The 22488-nt window shown below is 67.0% G+C and carries 20 protein-coding genes; 13 read left to right on the forward strand and 7 right to left on the reverse strand.

Annotated elements, in window-relative coordinates; translation table 11 throughout:
* Positions 1-11: 11 nt before the first annotated feature.
* The 7 genes from infB to HB681_RS11295 all read left to right on the forward strand — a co-directional run bounded on the left by infB (position 12) and on the right by HB681_RS11295 (position 8480).
* Positions 12-2969: a translation initiation factor IF-2 gene (gene infB, locus HB681_RS11265; RefSeq protein ID WP_213954893.1), complete on the forward strand. Its 2958-nt coding sequence runs from the start codon at positions 12-14 to the stop codon at positions 2967-2969.
* Positions 2970-3037: 68 nt separating this feature from the next.
* Positions 3038-3490 (forward strand): hypothetical protein, encoded by a 453-nt coding sequence (locus HB681_RS11270; RefSeq protein WP_213954894.1) that lies wholly within the window; start codon positions 3038-3040, stop codon positions 3488-3490.
* A 16-nt stretch (positions 3491-3506) separates the two neighbouring features.
* Positions 3507-3878 (forward strand): 30S ribosome-binding factor RbfA, encoded by a 372-nt coding sequence (gene rbfA, locus HB681_RS11275; protein ID WP_213954895.1) that lies wholly within the window; start codon positions 3507-3509, stop codon positions 3876-3878.
* An 85-nt stretch (positions 3879-3963) separates the two neighbouring features.
* The gene (gene truB / locus HB681_RS11280; protein WP_213954960.1) at positions 3964-4932 is read left to right on the forward strand and encodes a tRNA pseudouridine(55) synthase TruB; all 969 of its coding nucleotides are present in this window, start codon (positions 3964-3966) and stop codon (positions 4930-4932) included.
* A complete protein-coding gene (typA, locus tag HB681_RS11285; protein WP_213954896.1) occupies positions 4929-6764 on the forward strand; it encodes a translational GTPase TypA in 1836 nt (611 codons plus the stop codon). The genes truB and typA overlap by 4 nt, the downstream gene beginning before the upstream one ends.
* A 7-nt stretch (positions 6765-6771) precedes the next feature.
* Positions 6772-7611, forward strand: a complete 840-nt coding sequence (locus HB681_RS11290) for a hypothetical protein (RefSeq protein ID WP_213954897.1) — start codon at positions 6772-6774, stop codon at positions 7609-7611.
* Positions 7608-8480 (forward strand): DMT family transporter, encoded by an 873-nt coding sequence (locus tag HB681_RS11295; RefSeq protein ID WP_256353991.1) that lies wholly within the window; start codon positions 7608-7610, stop codon positions 8478-8480. The genes HB681_RS11290 and HB681_RS11295 overlap by 4 nt, the downstream gene beginning before the upstream one ends.
* Positions 8481-8535: 55 nt before the next feature.
* Here HB681_RS11295 and HB681_RS11300 read toward each other — a convergent pair whose 3' ends face one another.
* Together HB681_RS11300 and smpB are read right to left on the reverse strand one after the other, a co-directional pair.
* Complete coding sequence (locus HB681_RS11300) at positions 8536-8928, reverse strand: ATP-binding protein (RefSeq protein WP_213954898.1); 393 nt, start codon at positions 8926-8928, stop codon at positions 8536-8538.
* Positions 8929-9026: 98 nt separating this feature from the next.
* Positions 9027-9506: an SsrA-binding protein SmpB gene (gene smpB / locus HB681_RS11305; protein ID WP_213954899.1), complete on the reverse strand. Its 480-nt coding sequence runs from the start codon at positions 9504-9506 to the stop codon at positions 9027-9029.
* 63 nt (positions 9507-9569) lie between these two features.
* Between smpB and HB681_RS11310 the strand changes: the two genes are divergently transcribed.
* Both HB681_RS11310 and HB681_RS11315 read left to right on the forward strand, forming a co-directional pair.
* Complete coding sequence (locus tag HB681_RS11310) at positions 9570-10022, forward strand: type II toxin-antitoxin system RatA family toxin (protein ID WP_213954900.1); 453 nt, start codon at positions 9570-9572, stop codon at positions 10020-10022.
* A complete protein-coding gene (locus HB681_RS11315; RefSeq protein WP_213954901.1) occupies positions 10019-10372 on the forward strand; it encodes an RnfH family protein in 354 nt (117 codons plus the stop codon). The genes HB681_RS11310 and HB681_RS11315 overlap by 4 nt, the downstream gene beginning before the upstream one ends.
* Positions 10373-10453: 81 nt before the next feature.
* Here HB681_RS11315 and HB681_RS11320 read toward each other — a convergent pair whose 3' ends face one another.
* Positions 10454-10978: a DUF4124 domain-containing protein gene (locus tag HB681_RS11320; protein WP_213954902.1), complete on the reverse strand. Its 525-nt coding sequence runs from the start codon at positions 10976-10978 to the stop codon at positions 10454-10456.
* 168 nt (positions 10979-11146) lie between these two features.
* Between HB681_RS11320 and guaB the strand changes: the two genes are divergently transcribed.
* From guaB to guaA, 4 genes are all read left to right on the forward strand, one after another.
* The gene (guaB, locus tag HB681_RS11325; RefSeq protein WP_213954903.1) at positions 11147-12616 is read left to right on the forward strand and encodes an IMP dehydrogenase; all 1470 of its coding nucleotides are present in this window, start codon (positions 11147-11149) and stop codon (positions 12614-12616) included.
* Between the two features lie 156 nt (positions 12617-12772).
* Positions 12773-13045 (forward strand): type II toxin-antitoxin system prevent-host-death family antitoxin, encoded by a 273-nt coding sequence (locus tag HB681_RS11330; protein WP_213954904.1) that lies wholly within the window; start codon positions 12773-12775, stop codon positions 13043-13045.
* Complete coding sequence (locus HB681_RS11335; RefSeq protein ID WP_213954905.1) at positions 13042-13467, forward strand: type II toxin-antitoxin system VapC family toxin; 426 nt, start codon at positions 13042-13044, stop codon at positions 13465-13467. Before HB681_RS11330 ends, HB681_RS11335 begins: the two co-directional genes overlap by 4 nt.
* A 7-nt stretch (positions 13468-13474) precedes the next feature.
* Entirely contained in the window at positions 13475-15085 is a 1611-nt protein-coding gene (gene guaA, locus HB681_RS11340; protein WP_213954906.1) for a glutamine-hydrolyzing GMP synthase, read from the forward strand.
* 47 nt (positions 15086-15132) lie between these two features.
* Here the strand turns inward: guaA and HB681_RS11345 are convergent, their stop codons facing one another.
* From HB681_RS11345 to HB681_RS11360, 4 genes are read right to left on the reverse strand one after another with little or no spacing between them, the layout of a single operon-like run.
* Positions 15133-15795: a hypothetical protein gene (locus HB681_RS11345; RefSeq protein WP_213954907.1), complete on the reverse strand. Its 663-nt coding sequence runs from the start codon at positions 15793-15795 to the stop codon at positions 15133-15135.
* Positions 15796-15809: 14 nt separating this feature from the next.
* On the reverse strand, positions 15810-17093 hold the full coding sequence (locus HB681_RS11350; protein WP_213954908.1) for a TIGR02679 family protein: 1284 nt from the start codon (positions 17091-17093) through the stop codon (positions 15810-15812).
* Positions 17080-21225: a TIGR02680 family protein gene (locus HB681_RS11355; protein ID WP_213954909.1), complete on the reverse strand. Its 4146-nt coding sequence runs from the start codon at positions 21223-21225 to the stop codon at positions 17080-17082. The genes HB681_RS11350 and HB681_RS11355 overlap by 14 nt, the downstream gene beginning before the upstream one ends.
* Positions 21222-22472 carry a TIGR02678 family protein gene (locus HB681_RS11360; protein WP_213954910.1) on the reverse strand — a complete coding sequence of 417 codons (1251 nt, stop codon included), beginning with the start codon at positions 22470-22472 and terminating at the stop codon, positions 21222-21224. The genes HB681_RS11355 and HB681_RS11360 overlap by 4 nt, the downstream gene beginning before the upstream one ends.
* Positions 22473-22488 lie beyond the last annotated feature (16 nt).

The following is a 22488-nucleotide window of genomic DNA, read 5'->3' on the forward strand; positions in this document are numbered from 1 at the left end:
TCAAAGCACATATGTCCAGCACCACAGTCGCCGAGTTCGCGAACGAACTCAAAAAGACCCCCGAAACTCTTCTTGACCAGCTCAAGAGCGCAGGCGTGCCCAAAGCGGCCGCGTCCGACGCGCTCACCGAGCAGGACAAGCAGCGCCTGCTCGGCCATCTCAAGGCCAGCCACGGCACGGTCGAGCCCGAGCGCAAGAAGATCACGCTGACGAAGAAGTCGACCAGCGAGATCAAGCAGGCCGACGCCACCGGCCGGGCGCGCACCATCCAGGTGGAAGTGCGCAAGAAACGCACCTTCATCCAGCGCGACGAGGCCCATGCGCCCGCGCCCGAGGCGCCCCAAGTGGCCGCGCCGGTTGCGCAGGCACCCGCGGCCCCTCAGATCGACGGCGCCGAACTGGCCCGCCGCGAAGAGGAAGCGCGTCGCCAGGCCGAGCTGATCCGCCGCCAAGAGGAAGAACTCGTCGAGAAGCGTCGTGTCCGCGAAGAGGCCGAGGCCCGCGAACGCGAGCAGGCCGAGCGCGCGGAGAAGGCTGAAAAGGCCGAGCAGGCTGCCAAGGCGGAAGCCGCAGCCGCCGCTGCTGCCGACGCAGCGAAGCTGAAGGAAGCGGCACCGCCCGTCCCGCCTGTCAAGACCACGCCCAAGGCTGTCGCCGCCGAAGAGGCCGCCAAGGCCGTGGCCGCGAAGGCCGCTGCCGACAAGGCGGTTGCCGATGCTGCCGCAGCGCAAGTCAAGGAAGACGCCAAAGCCAAGGCCGCGGCGGATTCGAAGGCCCGTGCCGACGAGGAGGCCGCCCGCGCCAAGGACCTCGACGAACGCCGCCGCAAGGCGCTGGCCGAGGCCGAAGCCATCCGCGCCATGATGAATGCGCCGGCCCGCGTGCTGGTGCCGCACAAGGCGCCCGAGAAGGAACAGCCGAAGCCGGCCGTCAAGGGCACGCTCCACAAGCCTGCCACGCCGGCGGCTCGTCCGGGTGCGCCTGCTGCCGCGCCGGGTGCTGCAGCGGCAGCGCCGGGCAGCAAGGACGTCAAGTCGGCCAAGCTCTCGTCGAGCTGGGCGGGCGATCCGGCCAAGAAGAAGGAAATCAAGACCCGTGGCGACGCCAGTGGCGGCGTTGGACGCGGCAACTGGCGCGGTGGCCCGCGCGGCCGTCGCGGCAATGACCGTGGAGGCCCGGAAGAGCATCAACAAGCCGCGCCGGTCGAGGCGCGCGTGCTCGAAGTGCATGTGCCGGAAACCATCACCGTGGCCGAGCTGGCCCACAAGATGGCCGTCAAGGCGCAAGAGGTCATCAAGCAATTGATGAAGCTCGGCATGATGGCGACCATCAACCAGTCGCTCGACCAGGACACCGCCATGATCGTGGTGGAAGAGCTGGGTCACAACGCCGTGGTTGCGGCGCTGGACGATCCGGAAGCCTTCACTGACGACGACGTGTCGGCACAGACGGCGGAACTGCTGCCGCGCGCACCGGTCGTGACCGTCATGGGTCACGTCGACCACGGCAAGACCTCGCTGCTGGACTACATCCGCCGCGCCAAGGTTGCCGCGGGCGAAGCCGGCGGCATCACGCAGCACATTGGCGCCTATCACGTCGAGACCGAACGCGGCATGGTGTCCTTCCTGGACACCCCGGGCCACGAGGCGTTCACCGCCATGCGTGCCCGTGGCGCGCAAGCAACCGACATCGTCATCCTCGTGGTGGCAGCCGACGACGGCGTCATGCCGCAGACCAAGGAAGCCATCAAGCACGCGAAGGCGGCGGGTGTGCCGATCGTGGTCGCGATCAACAAGGTCGACAAGCCCGATGCCAACCTGGACCGCGTCAAGCAGGAACTGGTGGCTGAAGAGGTCGTGCCCGAAGAATACGGCGGCGACGTGCCGTTCGTGCCGGTGTCCGCCAAGACGGGCCAGGGCATCGACAACCTGCTCGAACAGGTGCTGCTGCAAGCCGAAGTGCTCGAGCTCAAGGCGCCGGTCGACGCCGCCGCCAAGGGTCTGGTCATCGAAGCTCAACTCGACAAGGGCCGCGGCCCGGTCGCGACCGTGCTGGTGCAGTCCGGCACGCTCAAGACCGGCGACGTGGTGCTGGCAGGTTCGACCTATGGCCGCGTGCGCGCCATGCTCGACGAAGACGGCAAGTCCATCAAGACGGCGGGTCCGTCGATCCCGGTGGAAATCCAGGGCCTGACCGAAGTGCCGCAAGCGGGCGACGAGTTCATGGTGATGGCCGACGAGCGCCGTGCGCGCGAAATCGCCACTTACCGTGCCGGCAAGTTCCGCAACACCAAGCTGGCCAAGCAGCAAGCCGCGAACCTGTCGAACATGTTCACGGACCTGTCGGCGGGCGAAGTGCAGACGCTGCGCATCATCATCAAGGCCGACGTGCAAGGCTCGCAGGAAGCCCTTGCGCAATCGCTGCTCAAGCTGGCGACCGAAGAAGTCAAGGTGCAGATCGTCTATGCAGGCGTCGGCGGCATCAGCGAAAGCGACATCAACCTCGCGATCGCTTCGAAGGCCGTGGTCATCGGCTTCAACGTGCGGGCCGATGCCGGCGCGCGCAAGCTGGCCGAAGGCAACGGCGTGCAGCTGAACTACTACAGCATCATTTACGACGCCGTGGATGAGGTGAAGGTGGCGATGTCCGGCATGCTGGCGCCCGAGCGCCGCGAAGAGATCATCGGCGCGGCCGAGATCCGGACGGTGTTCGTCGCGTCGAAGATCGGCACGGTGGCGGGTTCGTACATCACGGCTGGCCATGTCACCCGCAGCTCGCATTTCCGCCTGCTGCGCGACAACGTCGTGGTCTACACCGGCGAAATCGACTCGCTCAAGCGCATGAAGGACGACGTTCGCGAAGTCCGCGAAGGTTTCGAGTGCGGTATCAAGCTGAAGAACTACAACGACATCAAAGAGGGCGATCAGCTCGAGTTCTTCGAAGTCAAGGAGATTGCGCGGACGTTGTAAGCGTCGAGCGGATCTTCCGGAGTTGAAGTGAGGCGTCGTGCTTGTTCGCGTCCATGCAAGGGATGAAAATGATCATTCGTGATCTTTCGTCCGGCGTGGCGCGAGGCTTGCTGAGCCGGACCATGGCGCGGAGTGTGGCGTTGGTCGCGCTGACTGTGGTTGCCGCAGGAAGCGCCACAGCAACGGATCGGTCGGAGTGGCCCGGCGTCGAGTACAGGACCGGCGAGGGCTTTGCCCTCACCGCGATGTGTGCATTGCAAAATCGCAAGTACGCTGTCATGGAGCGAGGTCGCGAACAGTTTGAGCGCGACAACCTAGAGGAGCTGGATAAGCTTTTGAATGTCAAATGCCTGTCAGCCGGTCACAAGGTATCGAAGCCCATGTGCAGATTTCTCTACGAGGCCAATCCGTGGGACTATTCGAAGCAGGAATTCGAGCAAACCCTGATGCAGGAAATGCAAGCCCTCGGCCCCGTTTACCAGAAATGTGCGGCGCAGAAGAAGCTCGAGTCCCGCGAATAAGTCAGAACTGAACTGAATGCCAAAACGCAAAGCAGCCGCCCCCAACCGCGCCTTCAAGGTGGCCGATCAGATCCAGCGCGATCTGACGGAGTTGATCGCGCGCGAGTTGAAGGACCCGCGTGTGGGCATGGTTACGCTCCAGGCGGTCGAGGTGACGCCGGATTACGCGCACGCGAAGGTGTTCTTCAGCGTGCTCACCGGCGATCCGGTCGAGACCACCGAGGCATTGAACCAGGCGGCCGGCTTCCTGCGTGCCGGCCTGTTCAAGCGCCTGCACATCCACACCGTGCCCACGCTGCACTTCCTGTTCGACCGCACCACCGAGCGTGCTGCCGACATGAACAAGCTCATTGCGCAAGCCGTCGCCTCGCGCTCCAAAGAGGAATAGCTTGAGCACCGCCGGGCCGCCCCAGGGAGCGAAGGCCCCCTTGGGGGGCAGGCATTTACACGCAGTCGAAAGCCGTGGGGGCGACATTGCCGCGCCACGCACAAGGGTGCAGCGGCGCCCTGTGCATGGAGTGTTGTTGCTCGACAAGCCGTTGGGACTTTCCAGTAACCAGGCCTTGCAGAAGGCCAAGTGGCTGCTGCGCGCCGAGAAGGCGGGGCACACGGGCACGCTCGATCCGCTCGCGACCGGCGTGCTGCCGCTGTGCTTTGGCGCGGCGACCAAGTTCAGCCAACTGCATCTGGACGCGGACAAGACCTATGTCGCCACGGCACGGTTGGGCGTGAAGACATCCACCGGCGATGCGGAAGGTGAAGTGATCGCCGAGCGTACCGTCAGGGTCATGCCCGAAGATCTGGCGCGCGTCGAAGCGCAGTTCACCGGCCCCTTGCGGCAGGTGCCGCCGATGCACAGTGCGCTCAAGAAAGACGGCAAGGCGCTCTACGAATATGCCCGCGAAGGCATCGAGGTCGAGCGCGCCGCGCGTGACGTGGTGATCCACTCGCTGAAAGTGGCCGCCATGGACGCGCCTGCGGACATCCGCAACATCCGCATCACCGCCCGCGTGAGCAAGGGCACCTACATCCGGAAGCTCGGCGAAGACATCGGCGAAGCCCTCGGCTGTGGCGCGCACCTCAGCTCGCTGCGTCGCACGGCCACGGGCGACTTCGACGAATCGCAATGCATCACGCTCGAGGCGCTCGAAGCCATGAGCGAAGACGATCGGCTTGCGCAGTTGCTGCCGGCCGAAGCCCTGGTGGCCGGCCACGGCCGTGTCACGCTCGGCCCGGAAGATGCGGCGCGCTTCCTGTCGGGCCTGCGCCGGCGCGGCGAGTGGGCGGATGCGGGCGAAGTGGCTGTGTTCGGCTCCGAACCGCAGGCCTTCCTCGGCACCGCCCACATCACCGCCAACGAACTGATCCCGGGGCGCTTGCTGAACCCCATCGAAATCCAGCAAATCCTTTTGAACGCAACTACTTGCGAGATGACACCATGAGTACCAAACAGATCCGCAACATTGCCATCATTGCCCACGTCGACCACGGCAAGACCACGATGGTCGACCAGCTGCTGCGCCAGTCCGGCACCTTTGCCGAGCACGAGAAAGTGGTCGACACCGTGATGGACAACAACGCGATCGAAAAAGAGCGCGGCATCACCATCCTGGCCAAGAACTGCGCCGTGACCTGGGAAGGTACGCACATCAACATCGTCGACACTCCCGGCCACGCGGACTTCGGCGGTGAAGTGGAGCGCGCGCTGTCGATGGTCGACGGCGTGGTGCTGCTGATCGATGCGCAGGAAGGCCCGATGCCGCAGACGCGCTTCGTGACCAAGAAGGCGCTGGCGCTCGGCCTGAAGCCCATCCTGGTGGTCAACAAGGTCGACAAGCCCGGCGCGAACCCCGACAAGGTGGTCAATGCCGCCTTCGACCTGTTTGACAAGCTCGGCGCGACCGACGAACAGCTCGACTTTCCCGTGGTCTATGCCTCCGGCATCAACGGCTGGTCGTCGCTCGAGGAAGGCCCGCAGGGCGAGCAGTGGGGCCCCGACATGTCGGCCCTGTTCAACACCATCCTGCAGCACGTGCCGGCCCAGAAGGGTGACCCGGACGCGCCGCTGCAACTGCAGATCTCGGCACTCGACTTCTCGACCTTCGTCGGCCGCATCGGCGTGGGCCGCATCAGCCAGGGCACGATCAAGCCCATGATGGACGTGGTCGTCATGGAAGGCCCGGACGGTAAGGCGATCAAGGGTCGCGTCAACCAGGTGCTGACCTTCCAGGGCCTGGACCGCGTGCAGGCCACCGAAGCCGGTCCGGGCGAGATCGTGCTGATCAACGGCATCACCGACATCGGAATCGGCGTGACCGTGACCGACCCGACCAACCCGGCGCCGCTGCCGATGCTCAAGGTCGACGAGCCGACGCTGACCATGAACTTCTGCGTCAACACCAGCCCGCTGGCCGGCCGCGAAGGCAAGTTCGTCACCAGCCGCCAGATCTGGGACCGCCTGCAGAAGGAACTGCAGCACAACGTGGCGCTACGCGTGAACGAGACCGACGAAGAAGGCATCTTCGAGGTCATGGGTCGCGGCGAACTGCACCTGACCATCCTGCTGGAAAACATGCGTCGCGAAGGCTATGAAATGGCCGTGTCGAAGCCGCGCGTGGTGTTTCGCACCGTCGACGGCGAAAAGCACGAGCCCATCGAACTGGTGACGGCCGACATCGAGGACCAGCACCAGGGCGGCGTGATGCAGGCGCTTGGCGAACGCAAGGGCGAACTGGTCAACATGGAACCGGACGGCCGCGGTCGCGTGCGCCTGGAGTACCGCATTCCGGCGCGTGGCCTGATCGGCTTCACCAACGAATTCCTGAACCTGACCCGTGGCTCGGGCCTCATCAGCAACATCTTCGACAGCTACGAGGCGCACAAGGGCGACATCGGCAGCCGCAAGAACGGCGTGCTGATCTCGATGGACGACGGTGAAATCTTCACCTACGCCCTGGGCAAGCTGGACGATCGCGGCCGCATGTTCGTGCGCGCCAACGATCCGGTGTACGAAGGCATGATCGTCGGCATCCACAGCCGCGACAACGACCTGGTGGTGAACGCCACGCGCACCAAGCAGCTGACCAACTTCCGCGTGAGCGGCAAGGAAGACGCGATCAAGATCACGCCACCGATCGAACTCACGCTCGAATACGGCGTGGAATTCATCGAGGACGACGAGCTGGTCGAAATCACGCCCAAGAGCGTGCGCCTGCGCAAGCGCTTCCTGAAGGAACATGAACGCAAGCGCGCTTCCCGCGAAACGGCCGCCTGAGTCGAGGGTGTCGGGAAGGGGCGCCCCGGTTGCCACCTTCAACGGGTGGCAACGGTTCGCGATCGTCTGGTTTCTGTTCGCGCTGGCAGCGCTGGCGCCACTCGCTCGCGCAGGGTCCGACCTGCCCCTGACCGCGCATGCCCAGGCCGGCCAGGCCTTTGACGGATTGCGTTCGCTGCATCCCGAGGAGATGCCGCGTCTGGCCGACGCGCAGGGCGGCGTCGTGCTGCGGCTGCTCGGTGACTCGGCGCGCTTCGTCGATGACGTGCGTTACACGCCCGAGGACCTGGCTGCCTTGTCGCAGGTGTGCGATCGCACCCGGGCAGCGATCACGGCCTACACGAGCTTCAATGCCGTGCAGCAAGGTGTCGCCGATGCCAAGGTCGTGGTGCAGAACGTGGTCGACTACCAGGACGAACTCGCGGTGCTGCAGCCCTTCGTGGCGCGCTGCATCGCCCGGCAGGTGTTGCTGGCCGAAGCCATGCTGCAGAAGCTCGGCGCGGCACAAACCTCGCAGTTGCGGCTCGGCGGATTGAAGCGCGCCCAGAACTCGCTGCTGCAGCTCTATGCCGGCGTGGCTTCCTGCTTTGCCGATCCGCGCTTCGGACCTTCTTACTGCGCGCTGCTCGACACCATGTCGGAACTCGCACGCGTGCATGCGCGGGGGCTGCCGCTGGTGTCGCGCGCCTTTGCCCTCCGCATGTTGCCGCCGCCAGCGCAGCTTGCCACGGGCCCACAGCGCGAGGCGCTGCAGCGGATCGTCGATGCGCTGGGCGGTATCCGGTGCACGGGCCTGTGCCTGCTCGGATCGAACGACGGCCCGCCGCCCGCCGGGGGCAAGCCTTGAAGCTGCCGCACACGCAGGCAGCCTGGTTGATGGTGGTCGTGACGCTGATGTGGGCGACGGCTGGCGTGGTGACGCGGCATCTCGAGGCGGCGCGCAGCTTCGAGGTCACGTTCTGGCGCAGCCTGTTCACGGCGCTGGCGCTGCTGGTGATCCTGCCGGCTTGGCAAGGTCGGGCTGTCTTCACCAGGATCAGGCAGGGCGGCGGGGCGCTTTGGGTGTCGGGCCTTTGCTGGTGCGTGATGTTCACCGCCTTCATGGTGGCCTTGACCATCACCACGACCGCCAACGTGCTGGTGACGATGTCGGTCGGCCCCTTGTTCACCGCGCTGGGGGCGCGCATCTTCATCGGTCACAAGCTGCCGGCGCGCACCTGGGGCGCCATCGCGGTGGCGGGCGTCGGCATTGCGTGGATGTACGGCCAGCAGTTCGGCCAGGGCCCGATGACCGGCACTTTCGTTGCGTTGTGCGTGCCGTTGGCGCTCGCCTGCAATTGGACCGTGGTGCAGCATGCCCATGCCACCGGTCACGATGTCGACCTGGTTCCGGCCGTGTTGATCGGTGCGGCGCTGTCGGCGTTGGTGACGCTACCCTTGGCCTGGCCGTTTCAGGCCAATGCGCATGACCTGGAACTGCTGGCGTACCTGGGCTTGTTCCAGCTCGCGATTCCCTGCGTGCTCTCGGTGCTCTGCGCCAAGGTGCTGAAGGCGCCCGAGGTGGCATTGCTGTCGCTGCTGGAAGTGCTGTTCGGGATTGGGCTGGCCTGGGTCGGCGCCGGCGAAACGCCCGCGCCGAGCGTGTTGACCGGCGGTGCGCTCGTGATCGGCGCGCTGGTGGTCAACGAATGGCTGGGATGGCGGCAGCGCAACTGAAGAAGCGGCGCCGCCGCGCGCCATCTGTGCTGGATGGCGCGCATCCATCCATCAATCAGGGCTTGGCCACGGCCCAGGCGCCGTTCATCATGCCGGCGCCAGTCTTGTCGCCCGGCTTGGCGTCCTTGGCCCAGTAGTAGAGCGGCCAGCCCTTGTAGGCCCATTGCTTCTTGCCGTCGTCACGCATGACGATGGTGTAGGGGCCCATGGGCTGCTTGGGCGAATCGGGCGCCATCAGCGGAGGCCAGTTGGTGGCGCATGCGCCGTTGCAAGTCGACTTGCCGCTGTCGGCAGCATCCTTGTTGAAGGTGTAGAGCGTCATGCCATTGGGGCCGATCAGCACGCCGTCGGAGGTGCGGGTCGGCGCGTCGGGTGTCATTGACATGCTGCCGCAGCCGGAAAGCAAGGCCACCGCGACGACGGAGGCGCTGAACAGTTTGGTGATCATGATGAGGTTTCCCCTTCAGTGTTAAGTGAATCGACACAACAAAGGCATTCGTTGCGACACGGCAGTTTATGCCGGACCCACTGAAGATAGGTGGCGAACTACCTGTTGCGGCTCTTCATGGCGCGCTCGACTTCGCGCTTGCCTTCGCGGTCCTTGATGGTGTCGCGCTTGTCGTGTTCGGCCTTGCCCTTGGCCAATGCGATCTCGCACTTCACCTTGCCGGCCTTCCAGTGCAGGTTGAGCGGCACCAGCGTGTAGCCCTTCTGCTCGACCTTGCCGGTGAGACGCCGGATCTGCTCCTTGTGCAGCAGCAGCTTCTTGGTGCGGATGGAATCGGGCGTGGTGTGGGTGGAGGCGCTGCGCAGCGGGTTGATCTGGCAGCCGACGATGAACATCTCGCCGTCGCGGATCATCACGTAGCCATCGGTGAGCTGCACCTTGCCTTCGCGCAGCGACTTCACCTCCCAGCCTTCGAGCACCATGCCGGCCTCGAAGCGTTCTTCGAAGAAATAGTTGTACGCCGCCTTCTTGTTGTCGGCGATGCGGGAGGAGGGGTCTGCTTTTTTCTTGGTGGCCATGGTGCTTGATTTGGGGTCTGCATGGCTTCAATACAATCCGTCGCGCACGCTCGTGCCCATTCTATGAAAACAGTCCACAAGTCCGTCCTGATCTGGTACAGCGCCGAGGAGATGTACGCATTGGTGACGGACGTGGCCCGGTATCCTGAGTTCCTGCCGTGGTGCGATCGCTCGAAGGTGGTCCAGCAGCACGAGGACGGCATGACCGCCGAGGTCGGCCTCGCCTTCGGCGGCATCCACCAGAGCTTCACCACCCGCAACACGCAGGTGCCGGGCCGCGAGGTCCAACTCAAGCTGATCAGCGGGCCGTTCTCCAATCTCGATGGCGTCTGGAAGTTCCAGCCCGTGGGCGGGGAGGGCGAACGCGCCTGCCGCATCGACCTGAACCTGAGCTACAGCTTCAGCAACTTCGCGCTCGAGAAGTTGGTCGGGCCGGTGTTCGACAAGATCGCGTCCAGCCTGGTCGAGGCCTTCGTCAAGCGCGCCGAACAGGTCTACGACAAGCCGCCAGGATGACCGACCCCCTGGAGCACTGGTTGCACGTCACCCTGGTTTGTTCACCGGCGCCGCGCGAGGTGTTCGAGCAGGGGTTTACGCTGCCCGCACATGCAACGGCCCGCGATGCGGTGCTTGCCAGCGAACTGCCATCGCGCTTTCCAGCGCTCGATTGGGCCGCGATGTCGGTCGGCGTTTGGGGGCGGGCTGTCGAATGGCAGCAGGCCTTGGTTGAGGGCGACCGTGTCGAGTTGTGCCGCCCGCTCACGGTAGACCCTAAGGTGGCGCGTCGCGAACGCTTTCGGCGGCAAGGGGCACGCGCGACCGGGCTGTTCGCCAGACGGCGCGAGGGTGGCAAGCCCGGGTACTGACATGATGGGGCGCGCTGCCCTCGCGTCTCATCCCGCAAGGACGCCGCCGCGGCGTCCAGGCATTTCAGTCGTCTGTTGACGTTACCTGCAGTTCTGGTCGATGGCCGCCTGCGCCCGCTTTACTTCGGCGGCGCGCTGGGCGTCGTCGAGGATCTCGCGTTCGCCGCTGGCGTTGACGCGGGCGACGCGGATGCCGCTGTCGAAGGTGGACTTGCTTTGGCGCGCCTGCGCGCAGTTGTCGGCCTTGGCCTTGGCAACTTTCGCTTCCTCCGCGGCCTTCCTGGCCTTCTCGGCCTCTGCGGCCTTGCGCGCCTTTTCCTCGAGTTCCTTGTCGACGCCGGTGGGCTTCGGGGCGCTGGCGGCCGCAGGCTGGGGCGCAGCAGTCGCGGCATCCGCGCCGGTGGCCGGCACGGCGTCGGTGTTCACCCGGGGTGCGCTGCGGGCGTTGGCGGGGCGGCGCAGGATGTTCTTTTCCGGCACGTCGAGCGACGGGGGCTGGTCGCTGAAAACCGTCTTGCCTGCGTTGTCGACCCATTGCCACTGCGCGCTCGCGGCCAGCGGCAGCACACAGGCGAAACCAAGAACCAGGACGTGCGCGAGTTTCATCGGTGGCAGTTTAGGGGTTGTGTGAGCGATTGTTACGGAAGTGTTGTCGGAAATTAACGAATGACGACCGCTTTTAAACATTGTAGGTATGCAACGCAGGGACACCGGTGTGCGCGTCCGGGTAACTACGCACCCATCGTTACAATCCATCTTTTGGAGCCTCACCCCATGCGCCTTCTCGGCAAAGCGCTCACCTTCGACGACGTGTTGTTGGTGCCAGCGTTCTCCCAGGTCCTGCCCAAGGACACCTCTCTCGCCACCCGACTCTCCCGCAACATCACGTTGAACATTCCGCTGGTGTCCGCGGCGATGGACACCGTGACCGAGGCGCGCCTCGCGATCGCGATTGCGCAGGAGGGCGGCATCGGCATCGTCCACAAGAACCTGACGGCCCAACAGCAGGCCGCCGAGGTTTCAAGGGTGAAGCGCTATGAATCCGGCGTGCTGCGCGACCCGGTCGTGATCACGCCGACGCACACGGTGCGCCAGGTGATGGCGCTGTCGGACCAGCTCGGCATCTCGGGTTTTCCGGTGGTGGACGCGGGCAAGGTGGTCGGCATCGTGACCGGGCGCGACCTGCGCTTCGAGAGCCGCTATGACGTGCCGGTCAGCGAGATCATGACGCAGCGCGACAGGCTCATTACCGTGCCCGACGGCACCACGCTGGCCGAGGCCAAGGCGCTGCTCAACAAGCACAAGCTGGAGCGCCTGCTGGTCATCAACGGCGAATGGGTGCTCAAGGGCCTGATCACCGTCAAGGACATCACCAAGCAGACCAGCTTCCCGAATGCGGCGCGTGATCCATCCGGCCGCCTGCGTGTGGGCGCGGCAGTGGGCGTCGGCGAGGGCACCGAGGAACGTGTCGAGGCGCTGGTGAAGGCCGGCGTGGACGTGATCGTCGTCGATACGGCGCACGGGCACAGCGCCGGCGTGATCGAGCGGGTGCGCTGGGTCAAGAAGAACTATCCGCAGGTCGACGTGATCGGCGGAAACATCGCGACCGGCGATGCGGCGCGGGCGCTGGCGGACGCGGGCGCTGATGCGGTGAAGGTTGGCATCGGGCCGGGCTCGATCTGCACGACGCGCATCGTGGCCGGCGTGGGCGTGCCGCAGATCATGGCGGTCGACAGCGTGGCGACGGCTCTGCAAGGCACCGGCGTGCCGCTGATCTCCGATGGCGGCGTGCGCTATTCGGGCGACATTGCCAAGGCCATTGCGGCCGGCGCGAGCACGGTAATGATGGGCAGCATGTTCGCGGGAACCGAGGAGGCGCCCGGCGAGATCGTTCTATACCAGGGCCGCAGCTACAAGAGCTACCGCGGCATGGGCAGCATCGGCGCGATGCAGCAGGGCAGCGCCGACCGCTACTTCCAGGAGTCGACCACCGGCAACCCGAACACCGACAAGCTGGTGCCCGAAGGCATCGAGGGTCGTGTGCCGTACAAGGGCTCGATCGTCTCGATCGTCTACCAGATGGCCGGCGGCGTGCGCGCGAGCATGGGCTATTGCGGTTGCGCCACGATCGCGGACATGCAGAACAAGGCCGAGTTCGTCGAGATCACGTCGGCCGGCATTCGCGAGAGCCACGTGCACGACGTGCAGATCACGAAGGAAGCGCCGAACTACCGGGCTGAATAGGCGCATTCGCTTACGACGCATTCGCCACCCCCCTTCGGCGGGCGCAGCACCAGCGGCCCGGCAAGGCCGGTGCGGCGGTGTTTTTCCCTTGGAGGTTCGATCCGCTTCAAGGGAGGCGCATTAGAATATGGCCCAATTTTCAAATAAGGCCAGATCATGCAATCGATCGCCATTCATCAGGCAAAAAACCAGCTTTCTGCGCTGATCCACGCCGTGGAGCAGGGCGAAGAGGTGGTGCTGACGCGTCATGGCCGGCGCATTGCCCGCATCATCCGGGAGCCGGCGGAAGAGCAGTCGCCAGATGCGCTGGAGGCGCTCGGCCAGCAGGCGCTGGAAGAACTGAATGCCTTTCGCGCCTCGGTCAAGCCTGACCCGGGCTATCAGCGCGGTGACTGGAAGAATTTGCGGGACGAGGGGCGTCGCTATTGAAACCCGTCATCGTCGACGCCTCCGCCGCGGCCGCCTGGCTCATTCCGGATGAGCGGACCGAAGCGGCGGACCAGCTCTACAAGCAGGTTCGCGTGCAGCCGGGGCGTTTCCATGCACCATCGCTCTGGCACTGGGAAACGGGCAATCTGTTGTTGATGTCCTTGCGCCGGGGCCGGCTGGACCAGGAGCAGATCGAACAGGGTCTGAAGCTGCTGGGCGCGTGCCAGATCGAGTTCGACCCGCCGCCCGATGCACGCCGACGGAGCGCGATCGTGCGGTTGGCCGGCGCTCATCAACTGACTTTTTATGACGCCGCGTATCTGGAACTGTGCGTGAGGCTCAACAGCCAGATCGCATCGACCGACAAGGCACTCCTGCGCGCCGCCCAAGCCTGCGGCATCGAGCGCATTGCACTGGACTGAACACAACATGCAACACCAGAAAATCCTCATCCTCGACTTCGGTTCGCAAGTCACCCAACTGATTGCCAGGCGCGTGCGCGAGGCGCATGTGCTGAGCGAAGTCCATCCCTGTGACGTCACCGACGAATGGGTTCGCGAGTACGCGAAGGACGGCTCGCTCAAGGGCGTGATCCTGTCGGGCAGCCATGCCAGCGTCTACGAAGACACGACCGACAAGGCGCCGCAGGCGGTGTTCGAACTGGGCGTGCCGGTGCTCGGCATCTGCTATGGCATGCAGACCATGGCGCACCAATTGGGCGGCAAGGTCGAGGGCGGCCACAAGCGCGAGTTCGGCTCCGCGGCGGTGCGCGCGCGCGGCCACACCGAACTGCTGAAGGACATCGCCGACTTCACCACGCCGGAAGGCCACGGCATGCTCAACGTCTGGATGAGCCACGGCGACAAGGTCACCGAGCTGCCGCCGGGGTTCAAGCTGATGGCCTCGACCGAGAGTTGCCCGATCGCCGGCATGGCCGACGAGACGCGCCATTTCTACGCGGTGCAGTTCCACCCCGAGGTCACGCATACGCAGCAGGGGCAGGCGATCCTCGACCGTTTCGTGCTCGGCATCTGCGGCGCGAAGCCCGATTGGGTGATGCGCGACCACATCGCCGAGGCGGTCGAGAAGATCCGCGAGCAGGTGGGCGAGGAGGAGGTCATCCTCGGCCTGTCAGGCGGCGTCGATTCATCGGTGGCTGCGGCGCTGATCCATCGCGCCATCGGCGACCAGCTGACTTGCGTGTTCGTCGACCACGGCCTGTTGCGGCTCAACGAGGGCGACATGGTGATGGACATGTTCGTCGGCAAGCTGCATGCGAAGGTGATCCGCGTCGATGCGAGCGACCTGTTCCTCGGCAAGCTCGCGGGCGTGAGCGACCCGGAGGCCAAGCGCAAGATCATCGGCGGCGAGTTCATCACCGTGTTCAAGCAGGAGGCGGCCAAGCTGACCAGTGCGGGCGCCAAGGGCGCGAAGTGGCTGGCGCAGGGGACGATCTACCCGGACGTGATCGAGTCGGGCGGGGCCAAGAGCAAGAAGGCCGTGACGATCAAGAGCCACCACAACGTGGGCGGTCTGCCGGAACAGCTGGGGCTCAAGCTGCTGGAACCGTTGCGCGACCTGTTCAAGGATGAAGTGCGCGAACTGGGCGTGGCGCTGGGGCTGCCACCCGAGATGGTCTATCGGCATCCGTTCCCGGGCCCGGGGCTGGGCGTTCGCATCCTGGGCGAAGTGAAGAAGGAGTACGCCGACCTGCTGCGCCGCGCCGACGCGATCTTCATCGAGGAGCTGCGCAACTTCAAGGACGCATCGGGCAAGACCTGGTACGACCTCACCAGCCAGGCCTTCACCGTCTTCCTGCCGGTGAAGAGCGTGGGCGTGATGGGCGATGGCCGGACGTACGACTACGTGGTTGCGCTGCGTGCGGTGCAGACCAGCGACTTCATGACGGCCGATTGGGCGGAGTTGCCCTATGCACTGCTCAAGAAGGTGTCGGGGCGGATCATCAACGAGGTGCGCGGGATCAACCGGGTGACCTATGACGTGAGTTCGAAGCCGCCGGCGACGATCGAGTGGGAGTGAGGGGTACGACAGCGTTTCTGGCATGCCGCCGCGCGCTGGTCTTGCCTTCAGTCCAGCGGTAGTTCTTCGTCGAAGTCGAAGGTCAGCTGGACCGGTTGCCGGATGAGCCGGTAGCGACGCCAGGGCCCGGGCAGCATGTCTGTGCCGGGGACCGCGATGTGCTGCAGATGCACCGCCAGACACCGCGCCTGGGCGCAGCGACGATAGGCGTAGGACACCGAAATGCGGAGATGATTGGCGGCGGCATCCATTCGGTTGTCGAAGTGGCGCAGCAGCCGGATGTAGGCCGCCGCCAGCGATCCATGCGACTGCAGAGCGATTTCCAGCGACTGATCCGCTTCACGTTCCAGCAGTGCATCCAGCACGTTGCGACCCGCATCGCTGGCCAGTGTGCGCGCCAGTGGATGGCCGGCCTCGCCGTCGTCGCTGCCGCCTGGCGCGTGTTCGAGGCGCACGGCATGGCGCACCGTGACTTCGGTGTAGCGAACGATGTGCTGGTACAGGTAGGCCAACAGCCGCTGCTGGTGCATCTCGTTCCGCAGGTCCAGCGCGCTGCCGTCGTCGGCACGCAGTGTGCGAGCCATCAACCAGGCCTCCTGCACCACATCTTCGTATTGCTGCTCGCCCGCTGTCTTGTAGGCGATCCCGCGCAACTTCTTTTTCCACCGGACGACGAACTGGTTGAAGGCTTCGTCGTCGGTGGTTGTCATGCAGGACTCTGGTGTCAGCTCAAGGACAGGTCGTTGAAGAGGGACTCGGCCACTGCTTCCTCGGCAATGGCCAGGCCGTGCCGGCGCATGGCCGGGGCCAGTTGCACATCCCAGACCGCTTCTGTTTCGGAGCCAGTCAGGGTGTGGCGAGCAGGGGCTGCTGCCCGAGCGGCGGTCTCGTAGTCGGCCATGCCCATGCGCCACGGTGCGGCACCGGCATGGCGCAGCACATGGTTGGCAATGCGCAGGCCGGCCCAATCGAAGTCGCCGTGGTAGCGCAGTCGCGCGCCGGACCGCACCAACTGCTGCAACAGCGTTCGCTGGGCTGCGGCCGGCATGCCGTCGGTGCAGATCAACGGTGCGCAGCGTGTGCCGAGCTGCTCGGCGGCGATGGCCAGCAGGTTCGGGTTCTCGCACACGAAGACCGTGCGGTCGGCCACGTCCCATCGAGGGGCAGCGCGCAGCAGCCAGCGCAGCGAAAGGTAGGCGGGCTCGCCGCGCAACCAGGGTACGGTGTCCAGGTCGACCGGCACGGGCAGGTTCAGCACCAGCACCGGCCGGGCCAGCTCATTGACGAGTACGCCCGCGCGCGCCCAGATGTCGCGAGCGCGTTCGTCGGCGGCGGGGCCGAGTGGCTCGTCCCGGGTGTCGTCGAAGTCTCCATCGCCAGCGTCGACCGCGGGCATGTCGCGGATGGCTTCGCCATGGCGCCACGCCGCCAGCACCAACGCCGCGACGGGTCGCCCGGCGTCGAGCGCGTGGGCATCGCCGAGAACCTGCGCGGCCAGTTGCGAGCGTGGCAGGCCGGTGGCCGGCATGCGGCCCAGGACCTTGCCGGCCTGGCTCAGCAGGATGTCGGCGGCGTCGGCATCCTGTCGCGAAAGGCGCTTGAGCAATCCGGCTGCGGTGCCGGCTTGCAGCCAGGCTTGCAGGCGCGGATCGCGGCCGGTCCGCGACAGCATGGCCAGCCAGGTGGACTGCTGCGCGTCACGCTCGGCAACGAGGTCGGTGATCGGTCCGTCCAGGTGTTCCAGTGCTTCGCGCAGCGAACCGGCGATGCCGGCAGCCTGCAGTCTGGCCTGCAGTTCGGCCAGGTCCAATCGCAGCGAACGTGCCGCCTTGGCCGGGCGGCCGCTCAGCAGCGCCAGCGCCTCGCGCTCGGCCGGCTGCAGTTGACCGAGCAGAAGCGCTCCCTCGGCAGTGCCGCCGCGCTCGAAATGGCGCCGCAGACGCTGCCGGAGCGCCGCCAGCGCGAGGCCGCCGAGCAGGCGCTGCAGGCGTGGATCAGGCGTCGCCATCGGCTGGCGGCACTGGCGGTGCCGGCGGGAAGCGTCGGTCCGGGTCATCCTCGCGCCGCCGGGCGCGTCCGTCCCAGACCCAACGCGAGACATGCACGGCGTCCACGCCTTCGCGGCGTTGCAACTGCGCAATGGCCACGCCGGGCAGTTCGGCCGAGCAGGCCCATTCGCGTTCGCTGGTGATGACGAAGTCCAGGTCGAATTCGCGCACCAGCGCCCAGCAGTGGGCACGCGCGGCGTCGTCGATGCCGGCGAAGGCCTCGTCCAGCAGCACCAGCCGCGGCGCGTGCACGCTGCCGGCCTGGCTGTAGAAGCTGGAGACGGCGGCGAACAAGGGCACCGTGAGGCCCAGCGCGCGCTCGCCGCTGGAGGCCGGGCCGGACAACGCGCGCCATTGCCCGTCCTGCCAGCGCTGCACGCGGAAGCGGTGCCAGCGCCGGTAGTCCAGCGCACGGGCCAGTTGCTCCTGGAGGCTGCCTCCTTGCTCGGCATCGGCGCGGCTGCGCTCGGCCGCGATGCGCTGCTGCAGCATCTCGCCGACGACGCGGCGGTCCTCCGCGGTCCACAGATCCGCACCTGTGTTGAGCAGGCGGCGGCGCGCGGCTTCCAGGCCCACGGGTGCGCCGTCGGCACCCTCGGGCAGGGTTTGCCACTGGAGGCGAAAGCGCACGCCGGTGGAAGTGGGGCGCTTGTGCAGTTCCGTGTTGATGGCGTCCACCTGACGCTCTGCCTCGCGCAACAGCTTCTGCACCGCGGCGGCAATTTCGGCTTGCAGATGGTTTTCCAGCACCTCGCGCTCGCCGGCCGTCAGCAGTTCCCGGCGTTGCGCAATTTCGGCAGCCAGCTGCAGACTGAGCTGGTCGGGCCGTTCGGGGCGGTTGCGGTAGACGATGCGGACCACGAAGCCATGGTCGTTGGTTTCGGCCTGGGCCTGGTGGCTGAGCGCGGACAGCGCACGGCCGAGTTCGGTGAAGTCTTGCGACACCTGGGACTGCACGCGGCTCCAGGCTTCGTCATCGTCCTTCACATCCGACAGGGCCTGTTCCGCGCGGCGCGCCAGCGTCAGCGCGGGTTCGATGGTCCAAGGCGCCGCGAGCGGCGGCAGTTCAGCCTCGGGCAGCGCGGTGGCCAGCAGGCCGGTGGCAGCAAAGCCTTGCAGGTGGACCACTGCCTGCTGGCGCGCGGTTGTGCGCTCGTCCAGCGTGGCGGCGGCGGACAGGGCTTTCTGCCCGGCCTGGGCCCGGTTTTCGGCGGCGAGCCGGCGGGCCTGGTGTTGCTGCTCCAACTGCCGCTGGCCCGTGGCGACGGCAGTGCGCGCGTCGGCCAGGCGCCGGCGCACGTCATCGACTTCTGCGCCGATGGATTCCTGCAGCGTCTGCCAGTGGATCTGCGCCTCCTCGGCCAGCGCGAGGCGCTCGGCGGCGTGATCTGCGGCGTTCTGGGCGGCGTCGGCAGCCTCCTGCTCGCGTGCGCGCTGCTGCGCCAACTCGGCCATTGCGTCGCGCAACTCGCGCGTGGCAGCGGCCAGTGCGTGAGCCGCGTCGTTGAAAGTCTGAAGCGCCAAGGTGATGGATGACAGTGCCTCGCGGGTGGCTGGCAGTGTCAGGTCTTCCGCATCGCGGGCCAGGGCGTGCTGTGCCTGTTCCCAGGCTTGCGCAGCCTCGTGCCAGCGCCGTTCGGCCTGATCCAGCCGCAGGCGGGCGGCGTCGTACTCACGGGCACAAGCGGCGGCGTGGGCATGGGCACCGCGCAGCGCATCGTCGCCGGGCGCGCGCTCCCATTCGCGCGCCGCTTGCCGACGCGCATCGGCAAGCTGGGTGAAGGACTGTTCCAGCGCGCGGGCATCCGCGGCCAATTCGTCCAGGCGTAAGGCGATGTCGTGCAGGCGCCGCGCGCGGGCAGCGGCACGCGCCGCGTAGCCGATGAACTCGGCGCCTGGCTTGGTCCACGCGCCGGCCAGCGTGCCGAGGCGAAAGCGTCCGTCGGGCGAGAGCCAGGTTTCGACGGCTGGCGGGTCTTCCAGTCCGCAGGCCACGCCTTCGAGCAGGCGCCGCAGGACCTCAGGTGCCACTGTGCCGTTGTCCGCGGGCAGCAGCCAGTCCGCCAGCGAAACTGGTTGCGCCGGTCGTGCCAGCCACTGCGCGTCGTGCGGCAATGGTGTGCCGTCGGTGCCGAGTAGCGCGCCGTCCGGGGTGACCCAGGCGTCCAGCAGGCCGGCGGCCTGCAGGGCAGCCTCCAGGCCGGCGCGCTGGCTATCGGCGAGTCCGGGCCGGAAGTCGACCAGTTGCCAGAGCGGCGCCCCCGTGCGCCCCAAACGCAACGACTCGGCGCGCCAGTGCGGGGCCGGCGGCTGCGCGTCCTCGCCCCGCTCGAGGCGAGCGCGCTCGGCTAGCAGTGCCTGTTCTTCTTCTTCGACGCGGTGGCGCTGCGCTTCCAGTTCGGCCTGGCGTCGGGCCAGACTGTCGGCACTGGCCTGCTGGGCCGACAGCAGCGCCGCGTGGGCCGGGTTCTGTCCTTGCGGCGCGGAGGCCCAGGCGGCCAGCCGATCCAGCACGACGGGGGCGTCCGGCAACTGCAACTCGCGCAGGCTGTCGAGGTGGTCCTGCCAGGCGTCCAGCAAGGCCTGGGCCTGTGTTGCAACAGCATCGTCGGCTTCGGCTCGGCGGGCGGCGGCATCGTCGGCTTCGTCTCTGCACAGGTCGCGCTGCTCCTGCGTGCGGGCATGGGTCTCGGCCGCGCGCTCGACGGCGTCGCAGTGCTGCAGCAGGAAGGTGGTCTGCTGGCGGCGCAGCGCGACTGCGCGGCGCAGATCATCCTGCGCAGCCTGCACGGCCGATGGTTCCAGCGTGGCGGCCTCGGCGGTGGCCAGGGGGCTGGTGGCGAGCGCGCGGGACATGCCGGCCGCGGCAGCTTCCTCGACGGCTTCCTGGCGTCGCGTGGCCAGCACTTCGGTGGCCTGGTCGGTGCGCTCGCTGCGCTGGCGCGTGGCCAGCTGTTCCCGGGCGAGGCGAACTTCGGCCTCCTGGCGGGCTTGCGCGGCCTTGCTCGCATCTTCCTGTCGGCGCCTGGCTTCGCGCTCGGCGCTGTCGAGCTGCTTGGCGCTGGCCATCGCCGGGTCGTTCAGCAGTGCCTCCTGTCGCAGGCGAGCGGTGGTCAGTGCGGCGTCGACCACTGCCAACTGCGCGATGGCCTCGGTTTCGGTAGCCTCGGCCTGCGTCAGTGCCGCGCGGCTGTCGTTCAGTTCGCGGCTGGCGTTGTCGAAGCCGGTCTGCGCGCTGCGCAGATCGCGCGCCTTGCGTCGAGTCTGCGTGGCGGCATAGCGTCGGTAGCGCTGGCTGAACTGGCCGACGGCGCGTTCCAGCGCCTCGTATTCGGCGAGCTCGCGGCGGTCTTCCTCCAGGCGACTCAGCGCATCGGCCACGTCGGCCAGCAGGTCGGTGGACAGCGGCGGCAGGGCTTCGGTCAGCGCCTGCGACAGATTGGCCTCGTCGGGTTTCTTCGACAACTGGGGCTGCCGCAACTGGATCAGCGTGTCCATCAGCGCGGCGTAGCGGACCGGGCCGAGATGGAACAGACGCTCGTCCACGGCGCGTCGGTACTCGGTGGCAGTGGGGAAGAGCTGGCCACCCAGCGGCGCCAGGGCGTCGCGCAGCCGCTCGCGCGTGAGCACCACATGCGTGGGGCCGATGAGCCAGAGATCCTGCCCGATGCGGCTGCCTTCGAGCAGGAAGAACCAGCTGTCCACCTGCGTTCGCGCGGCCACGGCAGACAGGCCGCAGCCCAGGGTCAGGAAGCGCGGCGTGCCGTCGGCATCGACGCGGCCGAATTCGATCCAGGCGTAGCCCATGCGGCGGTCGTGGCGGCCGAGCAGCAGGTTCCAGGCCATCTTCTTGCCGGGGTCGCCGTCGGGTTCGATGCGCGAGGGCTTCAGCTGGGCGTCGAACAAGAAGGGCAGCGTCAGCGACAACACCTTGGACTTGCCGGTGCCGTTGTTGCCGCGCAGCAGCAGGTGGCCGTCGCGGAACCAGAATTCCTCGCTGTCGTAGTGGAACAGCTCGGTCAGGCCCAGCCGCAGTGGCTGCCAGCGCGGCAGACCGGGTTGGGGCAGGGGAGGTCGGATGTCGTCGGTCATGCGGCGTCGAACAGGGAGTTCGGTGCGTCTGGGGTGGCGGCTCGCAGTTCGGCGTCACCGAGTGCGAATCGTGCCAGTGCGGGCAGCGGGCGTATGTGCTCGCCTTGGGTTGTGATCAATCGCAGTTGGGCCAGCCGCTGGAGCGCGGTCTCGGCCAGTTCGTGCTCGGCACCGGGCTCGCGCGCGGACTTGCGCCAGTAGCTTCCGTAGCGGGTGCGCGCCTCGGCGATGAAGGCGACCACCTGGTCCAGGCGGCATCCTTCGGTTGTGCCGGCGCGCCGCCGGTCGGCCAGGAACTCGGCCACCAGCAAGGTGGCATGGGCGTCGGTGCCTTCGGCGGGCATGGCGACGTCGGTGAGCGCGCCGTCCTCGTCGACCAGCGCCAGTCCTTCGGCTCGCTGCTCGGGCACCAGGCCGGTGGCCTCGCACAGCCGCACGGCCATCGGGCCGCGCTGGTTTGTGAAGTAGGTGCGCTGCGCTTCGTCCAACGTATCGAAGTAGATCACCGGGTCGTCCAACAGCCGGCGCGCCAGGTGATGGCGCAGGGCCGTGCGCTGGCCTTCGTCGCTGTCGGGCACGTGTTCGTCGACCAGCGACGCCAGGCGCTCGTCCAGCGTCATCGGATCTTGCGCCGCAGGCCAGGTGGAGGGGCCGCGCACGGCCACCAGCATGCTGGCCAGCACGCGGCGCTGCACGTCGTAGAGCGCGTCGGCAGCTTCGCCGCTGGCCGTGGCATCGCGCACGAAACCCTCTTCGTCACCCGCCACGCGTTGCAGCACGCCGAGTGCGAGCAGCGTTCGGCACACGGCCACCAGTTCGCGCCGTTCGTGTGCGGCGGTCAACGTGAAAGCAAAGCCGCGCGAGGCCAGCGCCGGATCGGCCGCCAGCGCCAGCAGCCGTTCGCCGAGCAAGCGCAAGGTGATCTGGGCTTCGGCGCGCTCCAGCACGGCGCAGGCCAGGCACAGCAGCACGTAGCGCCGGCGCTCATACCCTTGCAGGCCGCGGCTGGCATCGCTCAGGTCGGCGGGGCGCTTGAACAGGCGTGCGCAGTCGCGCTCGATGTGCAGCGGCCAGCCGGTCTCGCGCGCGAACCAGGCGCGCAGGTCGTCGGCATGGCGGCGCACGGCCGCAAACTCCTCGTGCGCCGGGGTCATCAGGGGTGTCATCAGCAGCGCTCGCAGGGCCTGGCAGCGCTCGTCGTCCCGGTGGTGCTGCTGCTGGCGGGCGATCTGGCGGGTGTCGGTCATGTCGGGCCCGTCCGGC

This window comes from Variovorax sp. dw_954 (genome assembly GCF_018449755.1).
In the GTDB taxonomy this organism is placed as follows: Bacteria; Pseudomonadota; Gammaproteobacteria; order Burkholderiales; family Burkholderiaceae_C; genus Variovorax.